Annotated in this window: 24 protein-coding genes; 12 read left to right on the top strand and 12 right to left on the bottom strand. The window is 68.0% G+C overall.

Annotated elements, in window-relative coordinates; translation table 11 throughout:
- The first annotated feature begins 164 nt into the window (after positions 1-164).
- Positions 165-2,588, top strand: a complete 2,424-nt coding sequence (locus KX816_00915) for a TonB-dependent receptor plug domain-containing protein (GenBank protein ID QXQ06678.1) — start codon at positions 165-167, stop codon at positions 2,586-2,588.
- Positions 2,589-2,597: 9 nt separating this feature from the next.
- Here KX816_00915 and KX816_00910 read toward each other — a convergent pair whose 3' ends face one another.
- The 3 genes from KX816_00910 to hisG form a co-directional block, all read right to left on the bottom strand.
- A complete protein-coding gene (locus tag KX816_00910) occupies positions 2,598-3,065 on the bottom strand; it encodes a DUF1203 domain-containing protein (protein QXQ06677.1) in 468 nt (155 codons plus the stop codon).
- A gap of 77 nt (positions 3,066-3,142) precedes the next feature.
- Positions 3,143-4,429, bottom strand: coding sequence for a histidinol dehydrogenase (gene hisD, locus KX816_00905; GenBank protein QXQ06676.1), 1,287 nt, complete (start codon positions 4,427-4,429; stop codon positions 3,143-3,145).
- A complete protein-coding gene (gene hisG / locus KX816_00900; GenBank protein ID QXQ06675.1) occupies positions 4,413-5,090 on the bottom strand; it encodes an ATP phosphoribosyltransferase in 678 nt (225 codons plus the stop codon). The genes hisD and hisG overlap by 17 nt, the downstream gene beginning before the upstream one ends.
- 86 nt (positions 5,091-5,176) lie before the next feature.
- Here hisG and KX816_00895 point away from each other — a divergent pair, with 86 nt between their 5' ends.
- From KX816_00895 to KX816_00855, 9 genes are all read left to right on the top strand, one after another.
- On the top strand, positions 5,177-6,217 hold the full coding sequence (locus KX816_00895) for a DUF2332 family protein (protein QXQ06674.1): 1,041 nt from the start codon (positions 5,177-5,179) through the stop codon (positions 6,215-6,217).
- Complete coding sequence (locus tag KX816_00890; protein ID QXQ06673.1) at positions 6,214-6,786, top strand: Maf family protein; 573 nt, start codon at positions 6,214-6,216, stop codon at positions 6,784-6,786. Before KX816_00895 ends, KX816_00890 begins: the two co-directional genes overlap by 4 nt.
- Positions 6,779-7,789, top strand: a complete 1,011-nt coding sequence (locus KX816_00885; protein ID QXQ06672.1) for a ribonuclease — start codon at positions 6,779-6,781, stop codon at positions 7,787-7,789. Before KX816_00890 ends, KX816_00885 begins: the two co-directional genes overlap by 8 nt.
- Positions 7,767-7,943: a DNA gyrase inhibitor YacG gene (gene yacG, locus KX816_00880; GenBank protein QXQ06671.1), complete on the top strand. Its 177-nt coding sequence runs from the start codon at positions 7,767-7,769 to the stop codon at positions 7,941-7,943. Before KX816_00885 ends, yacG begins: the two co-directional genes overlap by 23 nt.
- 115 nt (positions 7,944-8,058) lie before the next feature.
- Positions 8,059-8,655, top strand: a complete 597-nt coding sequence (locus KX816_00875) for a PadR family transcriptional regulator (protein ID QXQ06670.1) — start codon at positions 8,059-8,061, stop codon at positions 8,653-8,655.
- A gap of 7 nt (positions 8,656-8,662) precedes the next feature.
- Entirely contained in the window at positions 8,663-9,037 is a 375-nt protein-coding gene (locus tag KX816_00870) for a DUF2218 domain-containing protein (GenBank protein ID QXQ08324.1), read from the top strand.
- Positions 9,038-9,115: 78 nt separating this feature from the next.
- Positions 9,116-9,643, top strand: coding sequence for an inorganic diphosphatase (ppa, locus tag KX816_00865; GenBank protein QXQ06669.1), 528 nt, complete (start codon positions 9,116-9,118; stop codon positions 9,641-9,643).
- Positions 9,644-9,696: 53 nt separating this feature from the next.
- A complete protein-coding gene (locus KX816_00860) occupies positions 9,697-10,554 on the top strand; it encodes a hypothetical protein (GenBank protein QXQ06668.1) in 858 nt (285 codons plus the stop codon).
- Positions 10,551-12,827 carry a UvrD-helicase domain-containing protein gene (locus tag KX816_00855; GenBank protein QXQ06667.1) on the top strand — a complete coding sequence of 759 codons (2,277 nt, stop codon included), beginning with the start codon at positions 10,551-10,553 and terminating at the stop codon, positions 12,825-12,827. The genes KX816_00860 and KX816_00855 overlap by 4 nt, the downstream gene beginning before the upstream one ends.
- 14 nt (positions 12,828-12,841) lie before the next feature.
- Here KX816_00855 and KX816_00850 read toward each other — a convergent pair whose 3' ends face one another.
- The 9 genes from KX816_00850 to KX816_00810 all read right to left on the bottom strand — a co-directional run bounded on the left by KX816_00850 (position 12,842) and on the right by KX816_00810 (position 24,903).
- Complete coding sequence (locus KX816_00850) at positions 12,842-14,671, bottom strand: long-chain fatty acid--CoA ligase (GenBank protein ID QXQ06666.1); 1,830 nt, start codon at positions 14,669-14,671, stop codon at positions 12,842-12,844.
- 2 nt (positions 14,672-14,673) lie between these two features.
- The gene (gene ggt / locus KX816_00845; protein QXQ06665.1) at positions 14,674-16,395 is read right to left on the bottom strand and encodes a gamma-glutamyltransferase; all 1,722 of its coding nucleotides are present in this window, start codon (positions 16,393-16,395) and stop codon (positions 14,674-14,676) included.
- A 63-nt stretch (positions 16,396-16,458) separates the two neighbouring features.
- Positions 16,459-16,866 (bottom strand): GNAT family acetyltransferase, encoded by a 408-nt coding sequence (locus KX816_00840; GenBank protein QXQ06664.1) that lies wholly within the window; start codon positions 16,864-16,866, stop codon positions 16,459-16,461.
- Complete coding sequence (locus tag KX816_00835; protein ID QXQ06663.1) at positions 16,863-17,885, bottom strand: quinone-dependent dihydroorotate dehydrogenase; 1,023 nt, start codon at positions 17,883-17,885, stop codon at positions 16,863-16,865. The genes KX816_00840 and KX816_00835 overlap by 4 nt, the downstream gene beginning before the upstream one ends.
- Before the next feature lie 364 nt (positions 17,886-18,249).
- A complete protein-coding gene (locus KX816_00830; protein ID QXQ06662.1) occupies positions 18,250-19,245 on the bottom strand; it encodes an NADP-dependent oxidoreductase in 996 nt (331 codons plus the stop codon).
- A 58-nt stretch (positions 19,246-19,303) separates the two neighbouring features.
- Complete coding sequence (locus KX816_00825; GenBank protein QXQ06661.1) at positions 19,304-21,127, bottom strand: monovalent cation:proton antiporter-2 (CPA2) family protein; 1,824 nt, start codon at positions 21,125-21,127, stop codon at positions 19,304-19,306.
- Positions 21,124-21,579 (bottom strand): iron-sulfur cluster assembly scaffold protein, encoded by a 456-nt coding sequence (locus tag KX816_00820; protein ID QXQ06660.1) that lies wholly within the window; start codon positions 21,577-21,579, stop codon positions 21,124-21,126. The genes KX816_00825 and KX816_00820 overlap by 4 nt, the downstream gene beginning before the upstream one ends.
- A gap of 62 nt (positions 21,580-21,641) precedes the next feature.
- Entirely contained in the window at positions 21,642-23,465 is a 1,824-nt protein-coding gene (locus tag KX816_00815; protein QXQ06659.1) for a diguanylate cyclase, read from the bottom strand.
- 163 nt (positions 23,466-23,628) lie between these two features.
- Positions 23,629-24,903: a penicillin-binding protein activator gene (locus KX816_00810; protein ID QXQ06658.1), complete on the bottom strand. Its 1,275-nt coding sequence runs from the start codon at positions 24,901-24,903 to the stop codon at positions 23,629-23,631.
- Here KX816_00810 and rsmI point away from each other — a divergent pair, their 5' ends adjacent.
- Positions 24,904-25,779 carry a 16S rRNA (cytidine(1402)-2'-O)-methyltransferase gene (gene rsmI, locus KX816_00805; GenBank protein QXQ06657.1) on the top strand — a complete coding sequence of 292 codons (876 nt, stop codon included), beginning with the start codon at positions 24,904-24,906 and terminating at the stop codon, positions 25,777-25,779. It abuts the gene before it with no gap.
- Complete coding sequence (locus KX816_00800; protein QXQ06656.1) at positions 25,772-26,140, top strand: YraN family protein; 369 nt, start codon at positions 25,772-25,774, stop codon at positions 26,138-26,140. Before rsmI ends, KX816_00800 begins: the two co-directional genes overlap by 8 nt.
- Position 26,141: the final 1 nt, after the last annotated feature.

Here is a 26,141-nt window from a genome sequence, read left to right as displayed (position 1 = left end):
CCGTGTGCGCGGCAGGCCTGGCTTCTCCGACAGCCGAGCCCGAATTGAGCGCGACCGCCTGCGCCGTCGCGGAAGTTTCGCGCAACTGAAACAAGTCTGTCGCAACTCACCCCTACCGGCACCTGACCGATCGCCCACGCCGGCCGTCGGCAGGGAATTATTCGATGAGTATCAAGTCACGCACCGCCGCCGCCATGCTCGCGAGCGTCGCCGTCGCCGGGCTCCTCGCCATGCCCGCAGTCGCCGCCGAAGCGGCTGCCGCTGACGCTGCCGCCGCGGACGCGAGCATGGCTGCGGACGACAGCGCCGCGGCCGACACGATCGTCGTCACCGGTCGCACCACCCGCTCGGTGACGCAGGTGACGGCGCTCGAGATCCAGAAGCTGCTGCCCGGCGTCAGTCCGCTCCAGGCGATCCAGACGCTGCCCGGCGTGTCCTACCTGACCGCCGATCCGTGGGGCAACAACGAGCAGAACATCTCGCTGTTCATCCACGGCTTCAACCAGCAGCAGCTCGGCTACACCCTCGACGGCGTCCCGCTCGGCGACCAGCAGTACGGCAACTACAACGGCCTCTCGCCGCAACGCGCGATCATCTCGGAGAACGTCGGGCGCGTGACGCTGGCCTCGGGTGCCGGCGATCTCGGCACCGCGTCGACGAGCAACCTTGGCGGCACCATCGACACCTTCTCCAGCGATCCCGCCGACAAGATGGGCGCTACCATCGCCCAGACCATCGGCAGCTATTCGGCGTTCCGGACCTACGTTCGCGTCGACAGCGGCACTTTCGGCAACGGCAATTCGCTGTACCTGTCCGGGGTCCGGCAGGACGCGCGCGCCTGGGACTTCCGCGGCAAGCAGGGCGGCTACCAGGCCAATGGCAAGTTCGTCCACGACGACGCGACCGGCCGCCTGACGCTGTACGGCGCTTATTCCGACAAGACCGAGCCGAACGAGGACGCGACCGTCATCACCGTCGCCAACCGTGCCACCGCGCCCTACACTCGGCCGTTCCTGTTCCCCGATTTCGCCGCCGCCCAGACCTATCTGGCGTCGGGCGCTTACAAGGCCGCGGGCTCGAATTACCGCAACTATTACAGCGACGCCCAGCGCACCGACTACCTCGCCTACGCCAAGTACGACTGGCACGTGAGCGACAAGATCGATTGGTCGAACCAGGCTTATTACCACCACGACGACGGCGTCGGGGTCGTTGCCGGTCCCGTCGACGTCGCCGGGCTGCCCGGGCTGTTCTCTTTCTACTTCCCCGGAGCCGGCTCGCCGACCAGCGCGGCGAACCTCGCACGGCTCAGCACGATCTTCGGCGGCTCGGGCTACGCCACCCGCACCACCGAGTACCGGATCGACCGCGAAGGCATGATCTCCACACTCCGCGCCGAATTCGGCAACCACAAGATCGAGCTCGGCGGCTGGTACGAGCACCAGTCTTCGGCCGCCTTCCGCCGCTGGTACGCGCTCGACGTCAACAACCCGTCGACGCCCTATCAGCGCCCGGGCGACAGCCTGACCCCGCTGATCACCCAGTACGGCAGCCAGATCCGCGTCGACGAGATCCAGACCCACATCCAGGACAGCTGGCAGGTGCTGCCGAGCCTGACGATCCAGGGCGGCTTCAAGAGCACGTTCCAGCGCGCCACCCAGGCGGTGCCGGTGCAGCCGATCCCGGGCTCTTTCTCCAATTCGACGGCGCTGCCGGTCGGCAAGATCAACACCGACAAGGCGTTCCTGCCGCAGCTCGGTGCCCTGTGGGACGCGACCGGCCACGAGCAGGTGTTCGTCAACGCGCAGCAGAACATCCGCCAGTTCCAGACCAGCGCGGCCGCCGGCCTGTCGCCGTTCGCGCTCGGCAGCCAGGCGGTGTTCGACGACTTCAAGCAGAACGTAAAGCCCGAAACGAGCTGGACCTACGAGGCCGGCGTCCGCACCAGCCGCTCCTTCGACCTCGGCCCGATCACCGGCTTCGAGGGCCAGATCAGCTATTACCACGTCGACTTCAGCAACCGCTTGCTGGCGATCAGCCCGACCACGGTGATTACCTCGATCATCAGCGGCGCGGCGATCCTGGCCAACGTCGGCAGCGTTAAAACCGACGGTATCGACGTTGCTGGCACGCTGCGCTTCGGCTCGCATTTCTCGATCTACAACGCGGTGTCGTACAACAGCTCACGCTACCAGGACGACTACAAGGTCGGGCTTGCGGGCGTGATCGTGCCAACCGCGGGCAAGAAGGTGCCGGGCTCGCCGGCGTGGACCGACAAGTTCGTGGTCAGCGGCAACTACGGTATCTTCGACGTCCAGCTGGTCGGCGACTATCTCGGCAAGCGCTATGCGACCTTCACCAACGACCTGTCGGTGCCCGGCTACTTCACCATGGCCGGCCGCATCGCCGCCAAGGTGCCGCTCAGCGACGCCAGCTTCGTCAAGAACGCCGTGGTCAGCCTGAACGTCACCAACATCACCGACAAGAAGGCCGCCTCGACGCTCAGCATCGCCCAGCCGACCGGCACCTTCAACGAGTTCCCGCTGCCGCCGCGCCAGTTCTTCGGGACGGTCAGCTTCAGCTTCTAGGGCGCGCCCCTAGCCCCGTACCGCCCGCGCAGCGAAGCACCCCTGCGCGGCGTTATGAAGGTCGACGTGGACCACCGCGGGATCGGCGAACAGCCGGTCGAGGGCCGCGTTGACGTCCGCTCCGGGAACGACCTCGGCGCTGGCCATCATGCCGTCGGCATCGAAAGCGCGGGCAGAGATCATGCGGCGGGCGACGACGGCGGGGACGGTATCGGGCTCGAGGTGTGCGGCGGCGACGCTTTCGCGGACATAGATCGCATGGGTCGAGCGGTAGGGCGAAGCGGCGGGCAGGTGCTCGTGATTGAGCAACAGCATCGTGTCGCCGACGTCGGCATCGGCGAGGCTGACGCGGCACGGGAAGCCGACGGACTTGTCGGCAACGCGCCGGACGATGTGGCGCTCGGCAAGCTCCGCGTCGGACAACGCGAACAGCGGGACGAACGGCGCGGGGTCAAGAGCGAGAATCTGAAAGGTCATTGGGCGTCTCCGGTTGGAGACCTTTGACTAGGCGCGGGCGGCAGTACGGTCTGGCGGCTTCCGGACGCGGCTAGCGCTCAGCCGAGCCGGATGCGTACCGAAGCCGCGTGCGCAGGCAGGCCCTCGGCGTCGGCGAGGGTCGCCGCGGCGGGTCCGATCGCGGCCAACCCGGCGGGGCCGCAATCGAGGAAAGTGGTGCGCTTCATGAAGTCGGTGACCGACAGCCCCGAGGCGAAGCGGGCGCGGCGACCGGTCGGCAGGACGTGGTTGGGCCCGCCGACATAGTCTCCGGCAGCCTCAGGCGTGTGGCGGCCGAGGAACACCGAGCCGGCGTGGCGCATCTTCGCAAACAGTGCGTCCGGATCGTCGACCATCAGCTCGACATGCTCGCCAGCGAGCGCATCGAGTAGCGGTACGGCGGCATCCAGATGGGGGACGACGATAATCGCGCCGTAGGCCTCCCAGCTAGCGCGTGCGATCTTCTCGGTGGCGAGGGTCGGCAGTTGCCGCTCGACGGCGGCGGCGACGGCATCGGCGAAGGCGGCATCGTCCGTGATCAGGATCGACTGGGCGACGGGGTCGTGCTCGGCCTGGCTGAGCAGGTCGGCGGCGACCCACTCAGGGTTCGACTTCGCATCGGCGACGACGACGATCTCGGATGGCCCGGCGACCATGTCGATGCCGACGGTGCCGTACAGCTGGCGCTTGGCCTCGGCGACCCATGCGTTGCCGGGGCCGACGATCTTGTCGACCGGGGCGATGCTCGCGGTGCCGTAGGCGAGCGCTGCGACCGCCTGCGCACCGCCGACGCGGCGGACCTCGGTCACACCCGCTAGTTCGGCGGCGGCAAGCACCAGCGGGTTGAGCCGGCCTCCGGGTGTCGGGGTGACCATGACCAGCCGCGCGACCCCGGCGACGGTCGCGGGAATGGCGTTCATCAGCACCGACGACGGATAGCTGGCGAGGCCGCCGGGCACGTACAGGCCGGCGGCAGCAACGGGCGACCAGCGGTAGCCGGCACGGACACCGGCGGCGTCGGTCCGGTCGAGGTCGGCGGGGCGCTGCTGCTCGTGGAAGGCGCGAATGCGGGCGGCGGCGAACTCGAGCGCGGCGTAGGTCTCGGGCGGCACCTCCGCGCGGGCGGCGGCGATCTCGGCGGCGTCGATGCGGCTGCCGGCGGACACGTCTACCTTGTCGAAGCGCAGCGTCAGCTCGGCGAGCGCGACATCGCCCCGGGCGCGGACCTCGGCGATGATCGCGGCGACGTCGCTGGCGATGCCGGGCTCGCCGTCGCGCCGGGCCTCGACCAGCGCCCTGAACGCCGCGCCGAAGCCGGGGTCCGACGCATCAAGTCGAAGCGGCATCGACGGTCCGGGGGGCAGCGACGGCGGCACGGAAGCGCTCGACCCACGGCACGATGCGCGGGTCGGTCTTGAAGGCGGCGCGGTTGACGATCAGCCGCGAGCTGATCTCGGCGACAGTCTCGACCTCGACCAGGCCGTTCTCGACCAATGTGCGCCCGGTCGACACGAGGTCGACGATGCGCGGGCACAGGCCGAGCAGCGGGGCCAGTTCCATCGCGCCGTTCAGCTTGACGCACTCGGCCTGGACGCCGCGCGCCGCGAAGTGCGCCTTGGCGATGTTGGGATATTTGGTTGCGACGCGGACGTGGCTCCAGCCGCGCGGGTCGTCGCTGGCGGCAAGCTCGGCGGGCTCCGCGACCGACAGCCGGCAGCGCCCGATGCCGAGATCGACCGGCGCATAGATCTCTGTGAAGCCGAACTCCATCAGCACGTCGTTGCCGGCGATCCCCATCTGCGCTGCGCCGAATGCCACGAAGGTCGCGACGTCGAACGAGCGCACCCGGATCAGGCTGACGCCGTCGAGGTTGGTCGCAAACTTGAGCGCACGGCTGTCCTCGTCGCTGAACGCCGGCTCGGGCACGATCCCGGCACGCGCCAGCACGGGCAGCGCCTCGCGCAGGATACGGCCCTTGGGCAGGGCGATGATCAGTTCGGCGGACACGACGCGGTGGGTAGCCGCCCGCCGGGTGCGCGTCCAGCACGAGGCCCCGGTTTGCACGCTCCGCGCGCGAGTGTCACAGGACGCCGATGACCGAGGCAAGCATCCGCGCGGCGTTCGACCAGCAGCGGCTGTGGTCGCAGAAGCTGGGCACGCCGTTCATGGAGCGGGTGTTCACCGTGCTTGGTCGCGATCTCGACCGCTCGACAGTGGTAGGCGCGCGCGTCCTCGACTGGCCGGGCGAGCCGATCGCCGATGCGCTGGTGCTGCGCCTGGCCGGCGGGCTGCACGCGCTGGTCCGGGCGGGCAAGCTGCCCGCGCTGGCCGCGCTCTACCCGCCGAACCCGATGCCCGGCGAGGCCGAGCTTGGGGCCGAACTCGCGGCGGCACTCGCGCATCCGGAGCTGGCGGCGTGGCTCGAATCCGCCCCGCAGACCAACGAGGTCGGGCGCTCGGCAGTGCTGATGGCGGGGCTGCGCGTCGTCGCGGCGGAGACCGGGCTGCCGCTGGCGGTGTTCGAGCTGGGCGCGAGCGCCGGGCTCAACCTGCGTCTCGACGCTTACGCCTACGATCTGGGCGGTGACGAGTTCGGGTTGGCCGGCGCGCCGCTGCGGCTGGTGCCGAAGTGGGAGGGTGCGCCGCCGCCCGAGGCCGAGGTCAGCATCGTCGAGCGGCGCGGCGTCGACCTCAATCCGCTCGACGTCACGTCGCTGGCAGACCAGGCGCGGATGCTCGCTTATGTCTGGCCCGACCAGCCCGAGCGCCTCAAGTCGATGGCAACCGCGATCGCCGCTGCCGCCGCCGACCCGCCACCGCTAGACCGGGGCGACGCCGCGGCGTGGGTCGAGGCGCGCATCGCGCCGGTGGAGGGGCGAGCGACGGTGGTCATGCACTCGATCGCCTTCCAGTACTTCCCGCCCGACACACAGGCGCGGATCACCGCGCACATGGCCGCGCAGGGCGCGCTCGCGACGGCGTCTGCGCCACTGGCGTGGTTGCGCTACGAGCTCGACGTGTCGGCAGGTTCGGGGTCGCCGCCGACCCTGCGCCTGCTCAGTTGGCCCGGCGGCGAGGACCGGCACCTCGCTTACGCCCACCCCCACGGCGCGAGTGTCAGGTGGCTGCTGTGACCCCGCGCCTGATCCTCGCCTCCGCCAGCCCGCGACGGGTCGAGTTGCTCGCACGGCTCGGACTCGTGGCTGACGCCACCGACCCCGCCGATGTCGACGAGAGCTGGACGTCCGGCGAGCTGCCGCCGGTCCATGCCGCACGACTGGCGGCGTTGAAGGCCTCAACTGTCGCAGCGCGCCATCCGGATGCGATCGTGCTCGCCGCCGACACCGTCGTCGCGGTCGGGCGGCGCGTCCTCCCCAAGGCCGAGACCGAGGCCGAGGCGCGGGCGTGCCTGACCCTGCTTTCGGGCCGGCGCCACCGCGTCTTCACGGGTGTCACCGTCATCGCCGGGGGCGTCGCGCGGCACAAGCTGTCGCACAGCACCGTCATCTTCAAGCGCTTCGAGGGCAGCGAGATCGACACCTACCTCGCTACCGCCGAGTGGTCCGGCAAGGCCGGCGGCTACGCCATCCAGGGCCGCGCCGAGGCGTTCGTCCGCGCGCTGTCCGGCTCTTGGTCCGGGATCGTCGGCCTGCCGCTGTTCGAGACGCGGGCACTACTCATGGGAGCCGGCTTCGATGTCTGAGGCACTGATCGACAACGGCATCGGCGAGGTCCGCGCCGTCGTCATCGAGGGCGACACCATCCTCGAGGCGCACGTCGAGCGCGACGACGGCGCGCTGCGGGCGGGCGACGTGTTCGCGGCCCGGCTGGTCAAGATCCTCGTGCCCCACCAGCGTGGAATCGTCGACGCGGGCGGGCAGGAGGCGCTGCTCGAGCCGATCCCGGCAGGGTTGGCGGACGGCGGGCTGGTGCGCGTCGAGGTCGTGCGCGAAGCCGTCGCCGAGGCCGGGCGCGCGCGCCTCGCCAAGGTCCGCGCCCAGCTTGGCACAGTCCGCGGCCCCGGGCGCATCGCTCACGGCCCGACGCTGGCCGAGCGACTGGTGGCCGCCGGTCACGTCGTCCGCGACGTCACCCACGACCCTCGCGACCGGCTCGAGATGCTCGGGTGGAGCGAGGTCGCGGAGAGCGCGGTCACCGGGCACGTCGCGTTCGCGGGCGGGCTGCTCACGATCAGCCCGACGCCCGCGATGACGGTCATCGACGTCGACGGCGCTGGGGACCTCGCCCAGCTTGCGGACGCTGCCGCGGTGGCAGCCTCGGCGGCGATCCGGCGCTTCGGGATGACGGGCTCGATCGGCATCGACTTCCCGACGCTGGGGGACAAGGGCGGGCGGACCCGGCTGGGGGAGCGGCTCGATGCGTTGCTGCCGCCGCCGTTCGAGCGGACCGCGGTCAACGGCTTCGGCTTCGTGCAGGTGGTGCGGCCCCGGCTCCGCGCCTCGCTGATCGAGCTGCTGCGCTACACCCCCGTCGACACCGCCGCGCTGGCGCTGCTCTGCTCCGGGCTGCGTGCGTCGGGAGCCGGGGTGCGCGAGCTGAGCGCCGCACCGTCGGTCATCGCGTGGCTGACCGAGCATCCCGACCTCGTCGCCGAGCTGGAGCGTCGCAGCGGCAGCCCGGTGCGGTTGCGGGCCGACGCCGACCTCGCCATAGCGGCTGGACATGCCGCCGTCCTCGCCTCCTGAGCCCCGCTGCCCGTTGTGCGGCGACACCGTCGCCCGCGACCATGCGCCGTTCTGCTCGCGGCGGTGCCAGGACCGCGACCTGCTCAACTGGCTGGGCGACGCCTACGCGGTGCCGGGCAACCCGGCCGAGGACACCGACCTCAGCGAGGACTGACCGGCCGAACGGTTGGATTGGTAGGCTTACGCGGGGTTTGCGCGACTACCTCTTGTATTCCGAAGCGGTTTCGATATATCTCGCAAATCGACATATCGAAATAGGAGACAGATATATGTTCGGACATCACAGAGGCCATCGCGGCCACGGCCATGACCACGGCATGGGCGGCGGCGACGAGTTCGGCGGGCGCGGGATGCGGCACGACGGGATGCGCGGCGGCGGCATGCGCTTTGGCGGGATGCGGGGCGGGCGCGGCGGGCGCATGTTCCAGCACGGCGACCTCCGCCTGCTCATCCTCGCGCTGATCGCCGAGGCCCCGCGCCACGGCTACGAGATCATCCGCGAGATCGAGGCCCGCCTCGGCGGTGCCTATGCGCCCTCGCCCGGGGTCGTCTACCCGACGCTGACCATGCTCGAGGAGCTCGGCTTCGTCACCGCGCAGGCGACCGAGGGCAACAAGCGCCAGTACACCATCACCGAGGCCGGCACCGCCAACCTGGCCGAGAACCACGCCACCGTCGACGCGATCTTCGCACGCATCGCGGACGCCGGCGGCGACGGCGACTTCAGCCCCCGCATCCTCCGCGCCATGGCCAACCTCAGGTTCGCCCTCAAGCTGCGCATGTCGCGCGGCGGGCTGGCCGAGACCGAAGCCGCCAAGATCGCCGCCGCGCTCGACGCCGCCGCGCTCGAAATCGAAAGGAGCTGACACCATGATGCAAGCAACCCCCCAGGCCGTCGCCAACGTCCCGACCGCCACTGCGACGGCTAACGTCGCTACCGCCACTGCGACGGCCAACGTCGCCACCGCCACTGCGACGGCCAACGTCGCCACGACCAACGCCTCGCGCTACCTCCAGCAACTGTGCAAGCACTGGAACCACAAGTTCGAGACCGAGTTCGATGCCGCCGCCGGGCGCATCGAGTTCGGGGCCGCCGCCCTCACGCTCGGCGCCGCCCCCGACGCGCTGACCCTGACCCTCAGCGCGCCCGCCGCCGGCGACGTCGCCCGCATGGAAAGCGTCGTCGCCGACCACCTCAAGCGCTTCGCCTTCCGCGAGGAACTGGCGGTCGACTGGCAGCCCGCCTGAACCGCCCTGCCGCAGCGCAGCAAAATATTTCGGGGCCGGGACTCGCGTCGTTAACCTGCCGGGGCTAATCCCCTTCGCATGGATATTACCCGCATCCCGATCGGCCGCACGCCGCCCTACGACGTCAACGTGATCGTGGAGGTCCCGGCCGGCGGCGAGCCGGTCAAGTACGAGATGGACAAGGCGTCCGGCGCGCTGTTCGTCGACCGCTTCCTGCACACCGCGATGTCGTACCCCGGCAACTACGGCTTCATCCCGCACACGCTGTCGATGGACGGCGACCCGATCGACGTGCTGATCGTCGGCGAGACGCCGCTCTTTCCCGGCACGGTCGTCCGCGTCCGCCCGATCGGTGCACTGGTCATGGAGGACGAGGGCGGCGGCGACGAGAAGATCCTCGCGGTCCCCGTCGACGCCCTCCACCCGATCTACGAGGGCATCATCAACCACACCGACCTGCCCCCCCTGATCACCCGCCAGATCGAGCACTTTTTCCAGCACTACAAGGACCTGGAGAAGGGCAAGTGGGTCAAGGTCAGCCACTGGGCGGACGCCGAGGGGGCTGCGACGATGATTTTGGAGGCGATTGAGCGGGCTAAGGGGTAGGCGAACCGGCAACATCAGATGGACGCGCTGGGTTAGATGGTCTAGCGTGTTGCATGATTGCAAGTCCGGACCCGCGAGAATTAACGCAGGGCACAATCTTCACATGCGCTTTTGCGGAAGAATATTCGAATATACCGGTTTTAGGAATGATTATCACTGCGCGTTGTGATGTTGCGCAGAGTAAAGCAAGCATTCTAAGCTATATTCCCGTCGTCCGGCTAGAGGATTGGTTGCGTGAGGACGGTCGTCGCATCTTAGCACAGCGCGCTGAGGCAGCCGCCCTATCATCGATGCAGGGCGCTATATTGCAGGCTGGACTGGCTTCGTCGATAATGCAGAATATCGATTACGATAATATATCTGCCGTACTACATGAGACAAGCGGTAAAGCCGCGCAGGCTTCTGCGAAGCGGTTTAGCGAAGCAAGGTTGAGCCTGCACTCTGCCCGACAAGCTCGTTTAGCGTCGTCTTCGGCGCCCGAGGTGGGCGTTTTTATAAATGAAAACAAACCCCTGTTTAACAGGCTGATGAAAGAGCTTGTTACTGGGAGCATCGCAGACGCACATTATATTGATCGGTCTGAGCCCGATGAAGTTAGTAGCGGATATGTGGCGCTTCTTCGCGAGGTGCGATTTGTGCCCGCGATTGTAGCAGACTTAATCCTGTCGGGGCTGGATCTGGAAGCATTCAGTCGCGCTTGTGACCTAAACCCTCGGTTCAGGGATAAGCTAGCTATATCTTCGATGGATGACTACGCAATGCCTGTAGGGATGGTCGCATCTCCGTACATTGAATTCATTATGCAGCGGATCACAAATTTATTCTCCCGCATCGGTGTTACCGATTTTCCGCCCGAGAGGTTGCAAATGCTGTGTGCGCTAGTGCCGATTGAAAATAGGGCTGCAGCATGAATTACATTGCGATCCGTCGTGACGCTGCTGAAGAAATTATAGCGGAGCGATCGCTCCAGTCGACAGACTTTGACGAAGGCGTATCATTGGCGCGCGCCTTGATCAATGGATCTGTCATCAGCGCTGGACCCCGCATCGCAAATGAGACAGCATTGAATGGATTGATTATATACGGCCCTAACTCGGCTGAGACACGCTACGTCGTTATCGATCTAAAGCAGAGCGGTTTATTCCTCAATCAGTCTGCTCACAATGTGGTCCTTTTTATACAAAGAACGCTGAGATTTTCTATTAAGTACTGGGACAGAGGCGTTCTTACTCCTGCTGAGCGTGTTGTTGGCGGCAGGACGGCTGCTATATTTCCTTTTCCGTTAAGTCAGAAGACTGGCTTCAGGGTCACAATTGACCTAAATCCAGACGTAGAGCGGCTGGCCAAGCGTAACATGTCCGGACGCTTTCTGCTCGTCTATAAGGCCGGAACTGAAGAGGGTGGCGGCGCTAATGAGACTGCAAGCATTAGTACATTTAGACGCTTTTTAGACGATCTCGTTCCGTTCGAGGCGGCGAAGAAACAGGCTCTACTAGCTGAGGCGCCTGGGCACGCCCTCAGCGGCCTGACAAGTACGACGCTCACCGATCTGGACTCACAGATTGACATACACCAGAATTACGAAACTTGGTCACATCGGCTTACAACAGACCAACGCCGGTTCGCCTATGCACCGCTTATTCACCCCGCCCGTATTGACGGTCCAGCCGGCACTGGCAAAACGGCGTCTCTCGCCTTTTCTGCAGTACACGCGTTGAAGGTTGCAGCAGAGGGCGGCTTGGAGTTTCAATCGATATTTCTTACTCATAGCGAGGCAAGTCGTAGAAGCATATCGACCGTGTTGCACGCTATGGGTGCAACACCCTTCATGTCTGAGCAGTCAGCTATTCGGAATCTAAGAGTTCAAACGCTGCAGGGTTATTGCGCAGAGATACTTAGACAAGATCTTTCTGCGACCGAGTTCGTGGATCCGGACGCCTACGATGCTAAACAACTTCAGTCGATGTATGTAGAAGAAGCGCTTCGTCAAGTGGAGCCTGAGTTCGCTAGTTATAAAAAGTTTATGTCTCCCGAACTACTTTCGTATATTGAAGACGAAGATCCGGATCTTAAAACGTCATTGATACAGCATGAGATTGCCGTTGTCATCAAGGGCCGAGCTCGAGAGAATTTAGACACCTATAAGCTCATACCATCTATTCCAAGCGGCCTTCCTGTTCGCACTGCGGGCGATAAAGGATTTCTGTGGCGAATATATGAAATCTATAGGGGACAACTCGTTGCTGGAGGTCAGTTTGATACTGACGATGTTGTACTGACTGCACTAAGTCAATTGTCGACGCCCATTTGGCGTAGGCGGCGGGTGCGTGATGGCTTTGACGCGATTTATGTTGATGAGACTCACCTTTTTAACATGAACGAACTATCGATATTTCATCAGTTGACAAGATCCGAAGACAAGTTTCCGATCGCTTTTGCAGTGGATCGTTCGCAAGCAATAGGCGATCGCGGATGGACTGATGATATTGACGTTACTTCTTTGATGCCGGTCGCAAAGGAAGTATCTGACAGTCTCCGTGTCAATGTGAATGGGATTTTCAGGTCGTCACCGGACATTGTCAATCTAGCTTTTACGATTACATCGTCCGGAGCCAGTCTATTTACCAACTTTCAAGACCCTATGCTCCTTGCTCACAGTAACATGGGATATGCAGAAGAGAAGCGCGCTTCCCCACCAAAATACGTCGAGTTTGTCAGCGACGAGTCGATGATCGACGCGGCGTTCTCGTTGGCGGAAACCATGAAGGACGAAATGTCGTCGTCTCGAGGAGGAATCGCGGTCGTTGCCTTCAGTGATGAACTGTTCCACACGATGGAGCGCTTAGCAAGCGAGCACAACAAGCCCTTTGAAGTGCTAAAACATCGAGGGGATGAAGATGTCGTGCGTCGCGCAAAGGGTAGTGAGCGTTTCGTGCTCTCGCTAGCCGACTATATCGGTGGCCTGGAGTTTGACGGAATCATCCTTGTTGGTGTTGACAAGGGTCGGGTGCCGCCCGTGATCGAGGGACATGCGCAAAGTCGCGCATACATGTCGTTTGCAGCACACAACAAACTTTATGTCGCAGTCACTAGAGCGCGATATCGGGTTATGGTTCTTGGCGTGAAGGAGCGCGGGCCTAGTGAAATATTACGTGCTGCTTTTGTAGCGCAAGCAATTACGTAGTATTTCACGCACACTCACCCCCCATACAACCGGTCCAGCCGCTCCCCATAAACCCCCTTCAGCACATGCCTCCGGATCTTCAAACTCGGGGTCATCTGCTCGTTGTCGACCGTGAACGGGCCGTCCGCGACGACGATGCGCCGGACCTTCTCGGTGACCGCGAGGCGCGCGTTGACGCGGTCGACGGCGGCCATCAGGGCGCGGTGGAACTCGGGTTCGCGGGACAGCTTGCCCAGGTCGGTGGTCATGCCCTCGGCGCGGGCCCAGTTCAGCGCCCACTCCGGGTCGGGCACGACGACGCCGACGAGGTAGGGGCGCTGGTCGCCGTGGACCATCGCCTGGACGATCTCGGGCTGCAGGGTGAGCATGCCCTCGACGCGCTGGGGCGAGACGTTGTCGCCCTTGTCGAGGACGATGATGTCCTTCTTGCGGTCGGTGATGACGATGTGCCCGTCGGGGTCGATGCGGCCGACGTCGCCGGTGTGGAGCCAGCCGTCGACGAGGACTTTCGCCGATTCCTTCGGGTTCTGCCAATAGCCGTGCATGACCATCTCGCCGGCAACCAGGATCTCGCCGTCGCCGGCGATGCGGACGGTGACGCCCTTCAGCGGCGGCCCGACGGTGTGCATCTTGATCCGTGCGGACGGGCGGTTGCAGCTGATCAGCGGCCCGGCCTCGGTCTGGCCATAGCCCTGCAGCAGGGTCAGGCCGAGCGCCTCGAAGAAGATGCCGACATCGGGGTTGAGCGGCGCGCCGCCCGCGACCAGCGCCTTCATGCGGCCGCCGAAGCGCGCCTGCACCTTGGCGCGGACGGTGCGGTCGAGCATCGCGTCGACGGGGCGCTCGAGGAGGGACAGGTGGCCCTTCTCGTAGCGCTTGCGGCCAAGCTTGAGCGCGCGGTTGAACAGCACGACCGCGACGCCGCCCTGCTTCTCGATGGCCTTGGCGATGCGGGCGCGGAGCACCTCGAACAGGCGCGGCACGACGACCATGATCGTCGGGCGGACCTCCTCGATGTTGGCGGCGAGCTTGTCGAGGCCTTCGGCGTAATAGATCTGGCCGCCCATGCCGATGACCATGTGCTGGCCGACGGTGTGCTCGTAGGCGTGGCTGAGCGGCAGGAAGCTGAGGAAGACCTCGCTGCCCGGGGTTTCGGGGAAGTCCTCCTCGACGATCGCGGTGGAGCCGGCAATGTTGCGCAGGATGGCGCCGTGGTGCTGGCGGACGCCGCGCGGGGCGCCGCCGGTGCCGCTGGTGTAGACCAGGCACGCGAGGTCGTCGCGGGTCGCGGTCTGGCGGGCGGCGACGTCGGCGACCCTGGGCGGGTGGGCGGCGAGCAACGTGCTCCAGTCGTGGAGGGCGATGTCGTTGTCGGGGCCGACCCGCAGCGGCTCGATGCCGATCGCGGTGGTGCAGGCGTGGGCGTTGTAGACCGCGGGCATCAGCACGCTCGCCAGCTTCTGCGTCGAGACGATGACCAGCCGCGCGCCGGAGTTCTCGAGAATGTGGAGGTGGTCGGCCTCGGTGTTGGTGACGTAGGTCGGCACGGTGACGCCGCCCGCCGCCATCACCGCGAGGTCGGCGATGCAGAACTCGGGGCGGTTCTCGCTGACCAGCACGACGCGGTCGCCGGGCTGGATGCCGAGGGCGATCAGGGCGTCGGCCAGGCTGGCGACGGTCTCCGATGCCTCGCACCAGCTGATCGACTGCCAGGTGCCGGCGGTCTTGCGCCACAGGAACGGCGCGTCGCCGAGGCGGGCGGCCTGCTCGAAGAACATCCGCGTCAAATTGGGCCAGCGGTCGATGCGGGCGACGTGCGGCGTGGGGCGGGGGGAGCGGGCCATCGTCAGTACCCCACGACCTGGCCGTCGGTGCGGGCGTCCGCGCCGCCGCTCCAGCCGCCGGGGACGCGCTCCGCGCCGTTGAGCTTGAGGAACGGGTTGTTGGGGGCGCTGACGGTATGGCCGAGGGCTTCGAGGGCCGGGCGCAGGGCCTCGAGGCGGCTGCCCTTCTCGATGGCGAAGCGGTCGCCGATGGCGATCAGCTGGGGCGCGGCGATAGCCTGCTGGACCGGCATCTTCCAGTCGACGACGGCGATGATCGTCTTGACCACCTGCGCGATGATGGTGATGCCGCCGGCCCCGCCGATGGCGAGGACGACGTTGCCCTTGCTGTCGAGGACCAATGTCGGGGACATCGCGGAGCGCGGGCGCTTGCCGGGCTGGACGCGGTTGGCGGTCAGCCCATCCTTGTCGGCGGGGTTGAAGTTGAAGTCGGTCAGCTCATTGTTGAGGACGAAGCCGCCCGCGACCAGCCCCGACCCGAACGGCCGCTCGACGGTCGCCGTGTACACCGCGACGCCGCCGCGCGCGTCCGCCGCGACGAAGTTGGTGGTGCCGTGCACGTTGTTGTCGTTGGCGGGGATGCGCGGCGGGGCGCCTGCGGGCATGCCGGCCTCGGCCTTGGGGATGGTCGCGGTCTCGCTGATCAGCTTCGACCGCGCGGCGATGTAGGCAGGCGCGGTCAGCCCGGCGATGGGGACCTTCACGAAGTCGGCGTCACCCTGCCACTTGTAGACGTCGGCGTAGGCGAGGCGCTGGCTCTCGCCGATCAGGTGCCACGCGAGCGGGCTGTCGGGGCCGAGCTTGGCGAGGTCGAAGCGCTCGAGCTGCTGGAGGATCTGGAGCACCGCGACGCCGCCGGCGGACGGCGGCCCCATGCCGCAGACCCGGTAGGCGCGGTAGCGGCCGCAAATCGGCGCGCGGTCTTTGGCCTTGTAGGCGGCAAGGTCGGCGAGAGTCATCGCGGTCGGGTTGGTCGGGGCGTGGCTGACCGCGTCGACGATGCTGGCGGCGATCCTGCCGGTGTAGAAGGCGTTCGGCCCCTCGACCGCGATGGTGCGGAGGGTGGCGGCGAGCGCGGGGTTGGCGATGTGGTCGCCGGCCGGGCGGGGGGTGCCGGCAGGGGTTAGGTACAGCGCCGCGGCGGCAGGCTGGCGGACGAGGCCGTCCCGCCCGTAGGCGATGAAGCGGTTCATGCGCGGCGTGACGTCGTAGCCGGCGGCGAGGGCAATGGCGGGCTCGAACAGCTTGGCCCACGGCAGTTTGCCCCAGCGGCGGTGAGCCTCGGCGGCGATGGCGACATTGCCCGGGACGCCCACACTGCGGCCGCCGGTCGCGGCTTCGGACTGCGGCATCGGCGCGCCGTCGGGGCTGAGGAACTGCTTCGGACTGGCGACGGCGGGCGCGGTCTCGCGGCCATCGAGGGTGACGATATGCCCGGCCTCGTCGTGGTAGACGAGGAAGCCGCCGCCGCCGATGCCCGAGGACTGCGGCTCGACCACGGTCAGCGCCAACATCGTCGCGATGGCGGCGTCGGCGGCGCTGCCACCCTGCTTGAGCATCGCGACGCCAGCCTCGGCGGCGCGGCCCTCGGCAGCGGAGACCAGCCCGGTATAGACCCCGGGAGCCTTCGCCGCGGTGGGCGTATTCAGGGGGGCAGTCGCGGGTGCAGCGCAGGCGGCGAGCGCGAAGGCGACGAGCGGAGCGAACGAGTTGAGGCGGATCATGGCGGCGACCCTAGCGACGCCAATCCGCGCCGTCACCCTAGGTCGCGCTGGAGCACCGCGACGTCACTCGAGGTCGCGCTGAAGAACGGCGACGTCGGATCGGCGGTACCCGAGGCGGGCGTAGAAGCCGAGCACGGCGTCGTTGTCGGCGCGCACCATCAGGTTGAGCCGCGCGACGCCGTGGGCCGTGCACCATGCTTCGGCGGCGGCCATCAGGCGGCGGCCGAGGCCGGTGCCGCGCGCAGTTTCCGCGACGGCGAGGTAGTAGACCCAGGCGCGGTGGCCATCGACGCCGGCCATGACGGTACCGACCAGCGCCGCCCCGTCGCGGGCAGCGAAGATCGTCGATTGGGGCGAGGCGAGCGCCAGCGCGATGTCGGCGGCAGGGTCGTTCCATGGGCGGGTCAGGCCGGCCACCTCCCAGAGGGCGACGGCGGCAGCGGTATCCGCCTCGGTAAGCGGCACGATCATGCGGCGTGCCCGACCGCGGCAGCGACACTGGCGAAACCGTCGCGGTGGAGGAGGTCGGCGAGTTCGCGCTTGATCCGGCCGACGAGCCGGGGGCCGTGGTAGACCAAAGCGGTGTAAAGCTGCACCGCGCTCGCGCCCGCACCGAGCTTGGCATAGGCGTCCGCGCCGCTGCCGATGCCGCCGACGCCGACCAGTGGCAACGCGCCGCCGGTCGCGTCGCGCATCGCGCGCAGCACCGCGGTCGAGCGCTCGAACAACGGGGTGCCGGACAGGCCGCCGGCCTCGGTACTGGTGACGCCGCCGCGCTCGAGCGTGGTGTTCGAGACGATCAGCCCGTCGATACGGCCATCGATGGCGACGCGCGCGATGTCGTCGATTTCGGCGGCGCTCAGGTCGGGCGCGACCTTGACGAAGATCGGCGTGGCGATGCTGCCGCGTGCCGCGACCACCGCGGCGACCAGTTCGGCGAGCGCGGCGCGGTCCTGCAGGGCGCGCAGGCCGGGCGTGTTCGGCGACGAGATGTTGACGGTCAGGTAGCTCGCCAGCGGTGCTGCGGCGCGGACCCCGGCGACATAGTCGGCGACCCGGTCGGCGCTGTCTTTGTTGGCCCCGATGTTGGCCCCGACGATGCCGGGCCGGCCGCTGCGGGCGCGCAGGCGGAGCGCTGCCGCTTCCAGCCCGGCGTTGTTGAAGCCGAGCCGGTTGATCACCGCGGACTGCTCGGGCAGCCGGAAGATGCGCGGACGCGGGTTGCCGGCCTGCGCGACCGGCGTGACGGTGCCGACCTCGACGAAGCCGAAGCCAAGCCGCAGCATCGCATCCGGGACCGCGGCGTTCTTGTCGAAGCCCGCCGCCAGCCCGACCGGGTTGGGCAGGTCGAGGCCCGCGAGGCGGGTCCGCAGGATCGGATCGTCGGGTCCAGCGGACGGAACGAGCCCGGTGCGCAGGGCGGCCAGCGTCAGGCCATGTGCCGTCTCGGGGTCTAGGGCGAACAGCAATGGGCGGAGCATGTCGAACATTCGCCGAACGTTCTGGCGGCTGCGCGGCCGCCCGGCAAGCGGGCGCGGAAAAGCGAGCAACGCCCGCGATTTGTCGAATCCATACAATTCGATACGGGTCTAACGGCCTATCCACCGCCTGCGACCCGAAGGGAGCGTCGCTACGGCAGCCGCCGGAGCACGTATCCCCACTCATTCGGCCCGGACGTTCTTCGTCCGGGCCGTCTTTTTGTGTCGACACGTTTGCTGTCATCCCCGCGCAGGCGGGGACCCATGGACACAGTCTTCCACCGTGATTCTCGACGGTTTTCCGCATGAACCCGTAGCTGAGTGTTCATGGGTCCCCGCCTGCGCGGGGATCACAATCATCGAGCGGGGCGAACCCCTACAGCCTGACCAGCATCTTGCCCGTGTTGCCGCCGGTGAACAGCCCCGCGAAAGCGTGCGGCGCGCGCTCGATGCCGTCCTCGACGGTCTCCTCCCACTTGATCCGGCCCGACGCGATCCAGCCGCTCATGTCGGCGAGGAACTGCGGGCGGAGGTGGTCGTAGGCGCTGACGATGAAGCCCTGGATCTTCAGGCGCTTGCCGACGATCAGCACCATGTTGCGCGGCCCCGGCACCGGCCCGGTGGCATTATAGGCCGAAATCATCCCGCACTCGGCAAAGCGCGCGAAGCCGTTGGCGACCTCGATGGCGACCTCCAGATGCTCGCCGCCGACGTTGTCGAAATAGACGTCGATACCCTGCGGCGCCGCCGCCTGGACCGCTTCGAGCAGATTGCCGCCCTTGTAGTTGATCGCCTGGTCGACGCCGACCGAACGCAGCCAGTCGCACTTCTCGTCCGAACCGGCGCTGGCGACGACCGTGCAGCCCTTGATCTTGGCGATCTGGGCGACGATCGAGCCGACCGCACCGGCCGCACCGCTGACGAACACGATCTCGCCTTCCTTGGGCTGGCCGACCTCGAGCAGGCCCGCGTATGCGGTCAGGCCGGGCATGCCGAGGACGCCGATGAACGCCTGGTCGGGAATGCCGTCGATGCGCGGCATTTTCTGGAGCATCTTGCCGCTGCAGTTGAAGCCCTCGCGCCAGCCCCACATCGAGCCGACGATGTCGCCGGGCGCGAAGCCGGGGTCGTTCGACGCGACCACCTCGCCGACGGCGTGGCCCTGCAGCGCCTCGCCGATCTGGAACGGCGGGATGTACGAGGGGCGGTCGTACATGCGGCCGCGCATATAGGGGTCGACCGACATCCAGGTGTTGCGGACCTGGACTTCGCCCGCCGCGGGGTCACCGACGGTGACGGTCGCGACCTCGAAATGATCGACGGTCGGCATGCCGACGGGGCGGCTTTTCAGCCGGATTTCGCGCGAGTCCATGTCCGTCTCCCAAGGTTTCGCAAAGTCCTAGCATCGCCGCGCCGGGAACGCGAAGCCCTCAGGCCAGCGCCGGCTCGGGCTCGTCGAGCGGGCCGCTGAACGGGATTTCGCCGAGCGCGTCGGGGACGAAGGTGACGCCGGGGCGGAACAGGCGCTCGGCCCCGGACAGCTGGTCGCCGGTCGACAATTGCAGGTCGAGACGCTCGGCATCGCGGCGGCGGAACTCCTCCTCGATCGCGGCGATCGTCTCGGGATCGGTGCCGAGGACCTCGAGCGTCGCGCGGCCGAGCGCGATCGAACCGTCGAACAGCTCGCGCAGGGCGACATCGACCTCGGCCTTGCGCAACGCCAGCAGGTGGAGGCGGTCGTAGGCGCGGGCGACGATCTTCAGGCCCGGGAAGGCGGCGCGGATCGGCCCCAGCGTCGCCTCCGGGTCCCAGGCCCCGTCGAGCGCCAGCACCAGCGCGTCTGCCTGGTCCGCCCCGGCGGCGCGCAGGATGTCGGTGCGGCGGCCGTCGCCGAAGTAGACCCGGTTGCCGAACAGCTTGCTGACGTCGATCAGCTCCGGGTCGTTGTCGATGGCGACGACCTCGACGCCGCGGGCCAGCAGCATCTGCGCGACGCCCTGCCCGACCCGGCCACCACCGACCAGCACGACCCGCGCCGCGGCATCGCGGTGAACGACCTTATCGGGCCCGTCGAGGTCGTCGCGCGGCGCCTCGGCCGGGTTGAAGCGGCTGGCGAGGCGGATCAGGAACGGCGTCAGCACCATCGAGCAGGTCACGACCGCGCCGAACAGTTGCGCCGCCTCATGCTCGATCAGCAGGCCCCGTTCGGCAGAGGCGAACAGCACGAAGCCGAACTCGCCGCCCTGCGCGAGGAGCAGGCCCATCTGGAAGGCGCGCAGCCAGCCGGTGCCGAAGCCGCGCGCCAGCAGGCCGATGACGATGGTCTTGGTCGTCATCAGCGCGACGACCAGCAGCAGGACCGTGCCGAGCCTGTCGCCGATGACGCCGAGGTCGAGGGTCATGCCGACCGAAACGAAGAAAAGCCCGAGCAGGAGCCCGCGGAACGGCTCGATATCGGCTTCGAGGGCGTGGCGATACGGCGACTCGGCCAGCATCACGCCGGCGACGAACGCGCCGAGCGCCATCGACAGCCCGAGGCTCTGCATCAGCAGCGCACTGCCGAGCACGGTCAGCAGCGCGGCGGCGGCGAACGCCTCGCGGACTTTCAACTGGCCGAGCAGGCGGAACACCGGGTTGATCGCATAGCGCCCCGCCAGCACCAGCACCGACAGCGCGCCGACGGTCAGCACCGCCTGCAGCCAGCCCGGATGGGCGTTCGGGTCGGGTACGTTGGACAGCGCCGCGACGACGGTCAGCAGCGGCACGATGGCGAGGTCCTGGAACAGCAGCATCGAGAAGCTGCGCGTCCCGAACGGCGTGTTGGTGATGTCCTTCTCGGCCAGCAGCTGCATGACCAACGCGGTCGAACTGAGCCCGAGCGGCAGGCCGACGACCAGCGCCGCCTGCCAGGTCAGGCCGGTCAGCAGCAGCAGCATGCCCGTCAGCGCCGCGCCGCAGACCAGCACCTGCGCCGCGCCGAGCCCGAAGATATCGCGCCGGAGCGACCACAAGCGCGACGGCTTCAATTCGAGGCCGATGACGAACAGCAGCAGCACGATACCGAACTCGGCAAGCTGGCTGGCGGATTCGGGGTCGCGGACCAGCCCGAGCACCGACGGCCCGATCAGGATGCCGGCGGCGAGGTAGCCGATCACCGCGCCGAGCCCGAGGCGGGTGAACAGCGGCACCAGCAGCACGACAGCGGCAAGGTAGGCGACCGCCTCGACGAGGACGCCGGGCACGTGCCCGTTCACGCCGCGGCGACTTCGCTTTGGGTTGCACGGGCCTGTGCCGCCTGCGTGGCGGCGGCGGCGGCGGCGTCGAAGCCGAGCAGGATCGAGGCATGGCGCGCCTTGTGCGGCCGGGCTGGGGCGAAGATGCCGAGGCCGGGCCAGTCGCCGGGGCTGTCCGCGTCGCCCTTGAGGAACGCCGCGAGCCCGGCGCGCGCCGCGCTCAGCTCGTCTGCCGAGCGCCCGACGACATGCTGCCCGAGCAACGCCGCCGACGCCTGCCCGAGCGCGCAGGCGCGGACTTCCTGCCCGAAGCGCAGCACGCGGCCATCGTCGCCGAGATCGACGTCGACGGTCACCCGGCTGCCGCACACCGGCGAGACGCGGACAACGCTGGCGTGCGGCGCGTCGAGGCGCGGCGCGGCCGGGCTTGCGGCGAGGCGCAGGATCGCGGTGTTGTACAGGGCTTCGGACATCCCGACCGATATAGTGCGCCCGCTGCTGCACCGCACTCGAAAAGCGGCGGGCGGAGCGGTGACTAGCCGAAGCTCTGGAACTGCAGGACGGGCGCCGTGGTCGTGGCAAGTCCGGCAGCGGCGATCGGGGAGGCGAACTCGACGCGGTCCCGACCGAGCCGCTTGGCCTTGAACAAGGCGCGGTCCGCCTCGACCAGCAACTCGCTCAGCACCCGGTCTCCATCAGCCGACCAGCTGTCGATGCCGAACGACATCGACACCGGCCCAAGCCGGTGGCCCTGATGGTCGACCGTCAGCTCGCGGACGGCGATGCGGAGCGCTTCGGCGCGGCTGTGGATAAGCGCGACGGAGGCCCCCGGCGCGATCACCGTGAACTCCTCGCCGCCGTAACGGCAGACGATGTCGCCGAGCCGGAAGTGCGACTGGATCAGGCCGGCGACCGCAGCCAGCAGGAGATCGCCCGCCTCGTGGCCATGGCCATCGTTGAAGCGCTTGAAATGGTCGATGTCGCACATGACGATCGACAGCGGCACGCCGCTTCGTTCGGCGCGGGCCGTCTCCAGGGCGAGCGCTTCCTCCATGTAGCGCCGGTTGAACAGCTTGGTCAGCGGATCGCGGATCGACTGCTCGCGCAGGCGTGAACGCAGGTTGTCGTTGACCAGCGCCAGCGCGACATTCTCCATCAGCATGCCGAGGCGGAAGTCGTTCTCCCCGGCGATGTGCCCCTCGATGTAGAGCAGCCCGAGCACTTCGCCGCCCGCGAGCATCGGCTCGCAGCGTCGTTCGACCGCGGGCTCGGTGGCGTGGGCGCAGACCAGGTCCGCGCCCGGTGTCTCGACGATATGGGTCTGGCCGCGCCGCAGACCCCAGCAGTCGTTCGGGGGAAACATCTCAGGCGAGGCCTGCGGATCGCCCCAGCTCGCGACGCGAAGCAGCATGTTGCGCGAATGATTGTGCACGTAGAGCACGCCGGCGATGTCGGGCAGCAGCTGGGGCATGAAGCAGTCGAGCACCTCCGCCAACTCACCGTCGACCTGAATCGCCTGCAGCCGCTGGGCCATTTCGTGCAGCACGTGGGCCGAATGCTGACGCACCTCCTGCTTGTCGAGGGCAACCACGAGGCGGTCTGCCATGTCGTTGTAGGCGGCCGCCAGCTCCCTGAACTCGATACTCCCCGCGCTCGTCGCGGCGCGGGCAGTACGCTCGCCGGCACCGAAGCGCGTCACCACGTCGAGCAGATTCGCGAGCGGCCGCGAGATACTGGTGCGGATCAGCCACGCGATGCTGGCGATCAGCAGCGCCAGGAAGGGCGACCCATACAGCAGCAGCGCCCTTGCCTGATGCGCCTCGGTTTCGGCGTTGCCGGTCCGGACCGCAAGCAGCCCGCGTTCCTGATCGCGCATCGCGCCGACCTGCCGGGTGATCCCCGTCATCATGTTGCGGCCGCGCATCCGCTCCCTGGCGTCCGGGAGCGTACCGAGCGGGCTCGCGCGCATACGCTGGGCCGCAGCGGCCATGACCCGGCCCTTCTCGGCCGCGACACTCGCGAGCTGCAGCGCGCGCGCCTCCTGGACCGGGTTGTCGACGACGAGTTCGGTCAGTTTCGCCGTCAAGGCGTTCGCTTCCGCCACGTCGGTCGTGAACCCGGCAAGATAGCTTTCGTCCCGGGTCATCAGGTAGCCGCGCAGGGCCGACTCCGCCCGACTGAGCCGGCTCTCGACGGTATCGAGGCTGACGATCACCTCCTGGGTGTGCTTGACCCAGCCGAACGCTTCCTGGGAACGGGAGCTGCTTTGCAGCAGAACCAGGCCGAACAGCAGCGCCGCGGCGGCGGTGAGGGCGGCGACACCATAGATCCGGACGGCGAGCGAGCGGAATCTGCTCACGTCTGCCGCCGCCCTGCAGGTGCGGGCGACGGCCTTTCGAGTGTCTTGACCTGTAGGATATCGTTCAACTTCATCACGCAACCAGCAGAGCCAGTTTGAACGTGTAAGCCTAACGAGTTAATACTGTTACGTGTTCGTTCCGAAGCTAGCGTAATGAAGGCCTTCAGCCGCCCTTCAGCGTGCGCGGTGCGGGCGCGACGGTGACGATCGCGCCGCCCTGGATGCGGGACACCTCGAGGGCGCGGTCGGCGACGCCCGAGGGGGTGAAGCGGAACACCCCGTCGATGCCGGCGAAGCCGTCGGGGTTGGCCAGCAGCGCGCGCGGGAACGGCTCGCCGAGCGGCCAGCGGTCCGCCAGGCTGTTGACCAGCAGCACCGAGTCGTAGCCGAAGCTGGCCAGTCGCGATGGGCCGGCGCCGAACTTGGCGCGGTAGCGGCCGCTCAATTGCGCGAACCGGTCGTCGGGAACGCTCGCGAAGACCGCACCCGCGAGGCCCTTGGCGTTGCGCAGCGCGGGCTCGTTGTTCCACAGCTCGGTGCCGAGGATGACCACGCCGCTCGCGCCGTACTGGGTCAGCGCCGGGCCGAAGGCGGCGGCGACCGGCCCCGCATCGGCGATCAGCAGCGCCTGGAAGGCGACCGGCGGCATCCGCGCGGTGACCGGCGCGACCGACCCGTCGGGGCGCAGCGCCGGGGTCTTGGCGGCAATGGCGAGGCGCTTGTCGTAGTCGGTGACGGCGCGCGCGGCCGCGAGCAATTTCTGCGGGGTGCGGGTGTAGTTGACCACCGACACGACCTTGCCGCCGTTGGCCTCGACGGCGCGCAGGAACGCGGTCGAGGCGCGCTGCCCGTAGATGCCGCTCGGGATCAGCGCGGCAAACCGCACGACACCCTTGCTGCGGGCATAAGCGACGGCGCGCGCGATCGACTGGCCGGGCTGGAAGCCGAGCACGTAGGTGCCCTCTCCGGCGAGTGCGGCATCGTTCGAAAAGCTGATCAGCGGCACGGTGTTGGCGGTTGCGATGCCCTGCACGGCACGGACGTCGCCGGCCAGCAGCGGCCCGAGGAAAAGCCGCGCGCCGTCGCCGATCGCCCTGCCTGCCGCGGCGGCAGCGCCGCCGGCAGCCGTGTCGTAGACGCGCAGGTTGATCCGGCGCTCGCCCGATTCGAGCAGCGCCATGTTGGCGGCGTTGGCGATCGACTGGCCGACCGCGGCATTAGCCCCGGTCAGCGGCACCAGCAGCGCGACGCGGTTCTGCGGTGCGGACGGCAGCGGGGCCGCGGTCGTACTGGTCTCGGCCGGCACGACGACGGCCGGCGGTGCCGTGCTGACGACGCGGTTCGACGGCGACGAGCAGGCAGCCAGCACGGCCGCGAGCAACAGCCCGGCGAGTCTTACCGGTTGCCGCGCGCCCACGAAGCGCTTCAGGATAGCCATATGTCCAAACTCCACCCCGGCCCGACCGAGGCCGCGCCAGCGATTACTCCCCAACCGCCGGGTCTCTACATCGTCGCAACGCCGATCGGCAATCTCGGTGACCTGTCGCCGCGTGCGGCGCAGGTATTGGCCGGCGTCGCGCTGATCGCCGCCGAGGATACGCGGGTGACCTCGCGCCTGCTGGCGCACATCGGCGCGCGGACCCCGATGACCCCGTACCATGACCACAATGCCGACGCCGTGCGCCCGCGCCTGATCGCGCGCATGGTGGGCGAGGCGGTGGCGTTGGTCAGCGATGCCGGTACGCCGCTGATCTCCGATCCGGGCTACAAACTGGTTCGCGACGCGCGCGCTGCCGGGATCACCGTCGTCACCATCCCCGGGCCGTGCGCCGCGGTCGCCGCGCTGACGCTGGCGGGCCTGCCGACCGACCGGTTCCTGTTCGCGGGCTTCTTGCCCGTCCGCAGTGGCGCCAAGGCCGCCGCGATCGCCGAGTTCGCGACGCTCCGCGCCAGCCTGGTGTTCTACGAATCGGCGGGGCGCACCGCGGCGACGCTGACCGCGCTGGCCGAGGGCCTCGGCGACCGCCCCGCGGCGGTGGCGCGCGAGATCAGCAAGAAGTTCGAGGAGACGGTCGACGGTTCGCTCACCAGCCTCGCCGCGCGCTACGCCGACACGCCGCCCCGCGGCGAGGTCGTGATCGTCGTAGGGCCGCCCGGCGAGGCTCCCGCGGCCGACGCCGACACCCTCGACGACGCGCTCCGCGCCGCGATGGCGGGGGCCAGCCTGAGCGCCGCTGCGAGCCAGGTCGCCGCCGACCTCAAGTTGCCGCGCAAGGCGGTCTATGCCCGCGCTCTCGAACTCCGGGATGCGTGACACCGCGAGCCGCAACGCCGCCGAGCGCCGGGGCCGTCGTGCCGAGGGCATCGCCGCGTGGTGGCTGCGTTGCCACGGCTACGCGATCCTGGCGCGCCGCGCCCGAGTCCCCGGTGGTGAGGTCGATCTGGTCGTGCGGCGCGGACACACGCTGGTCTTCGTCGAGGTCAAGGCGCGCGCGACGCTCGTCGCCGGACAGGAAGCGCTGCGGCGTGCGGACCTGCGACGCGTCGCCCGTGCTGCCGAAATCCTCGCCGCGCGTTACGGAGATGGTTGCACGACGACCCGGATCGACGCCATCATCGTGCTGCCGTGGAAATGGCCGGTTCACTTGCGTTCGATATGGTCAGGGGACTGGTAGG

The organism is Sphingosinicellaceae bacterium (assembly GCA_019285715.1).
Lineage (GTDB): Bacteria > Pseudomonadota > Alphaproteobacteria > Sphingomonadales > Sphingomonadaceae > Glacieibacterium.
The sequence above is the reverse complement of the archived record's forward strand: the minus strand, read 5'-3'. Positions and strand labels throughout refer to the sequence as shown.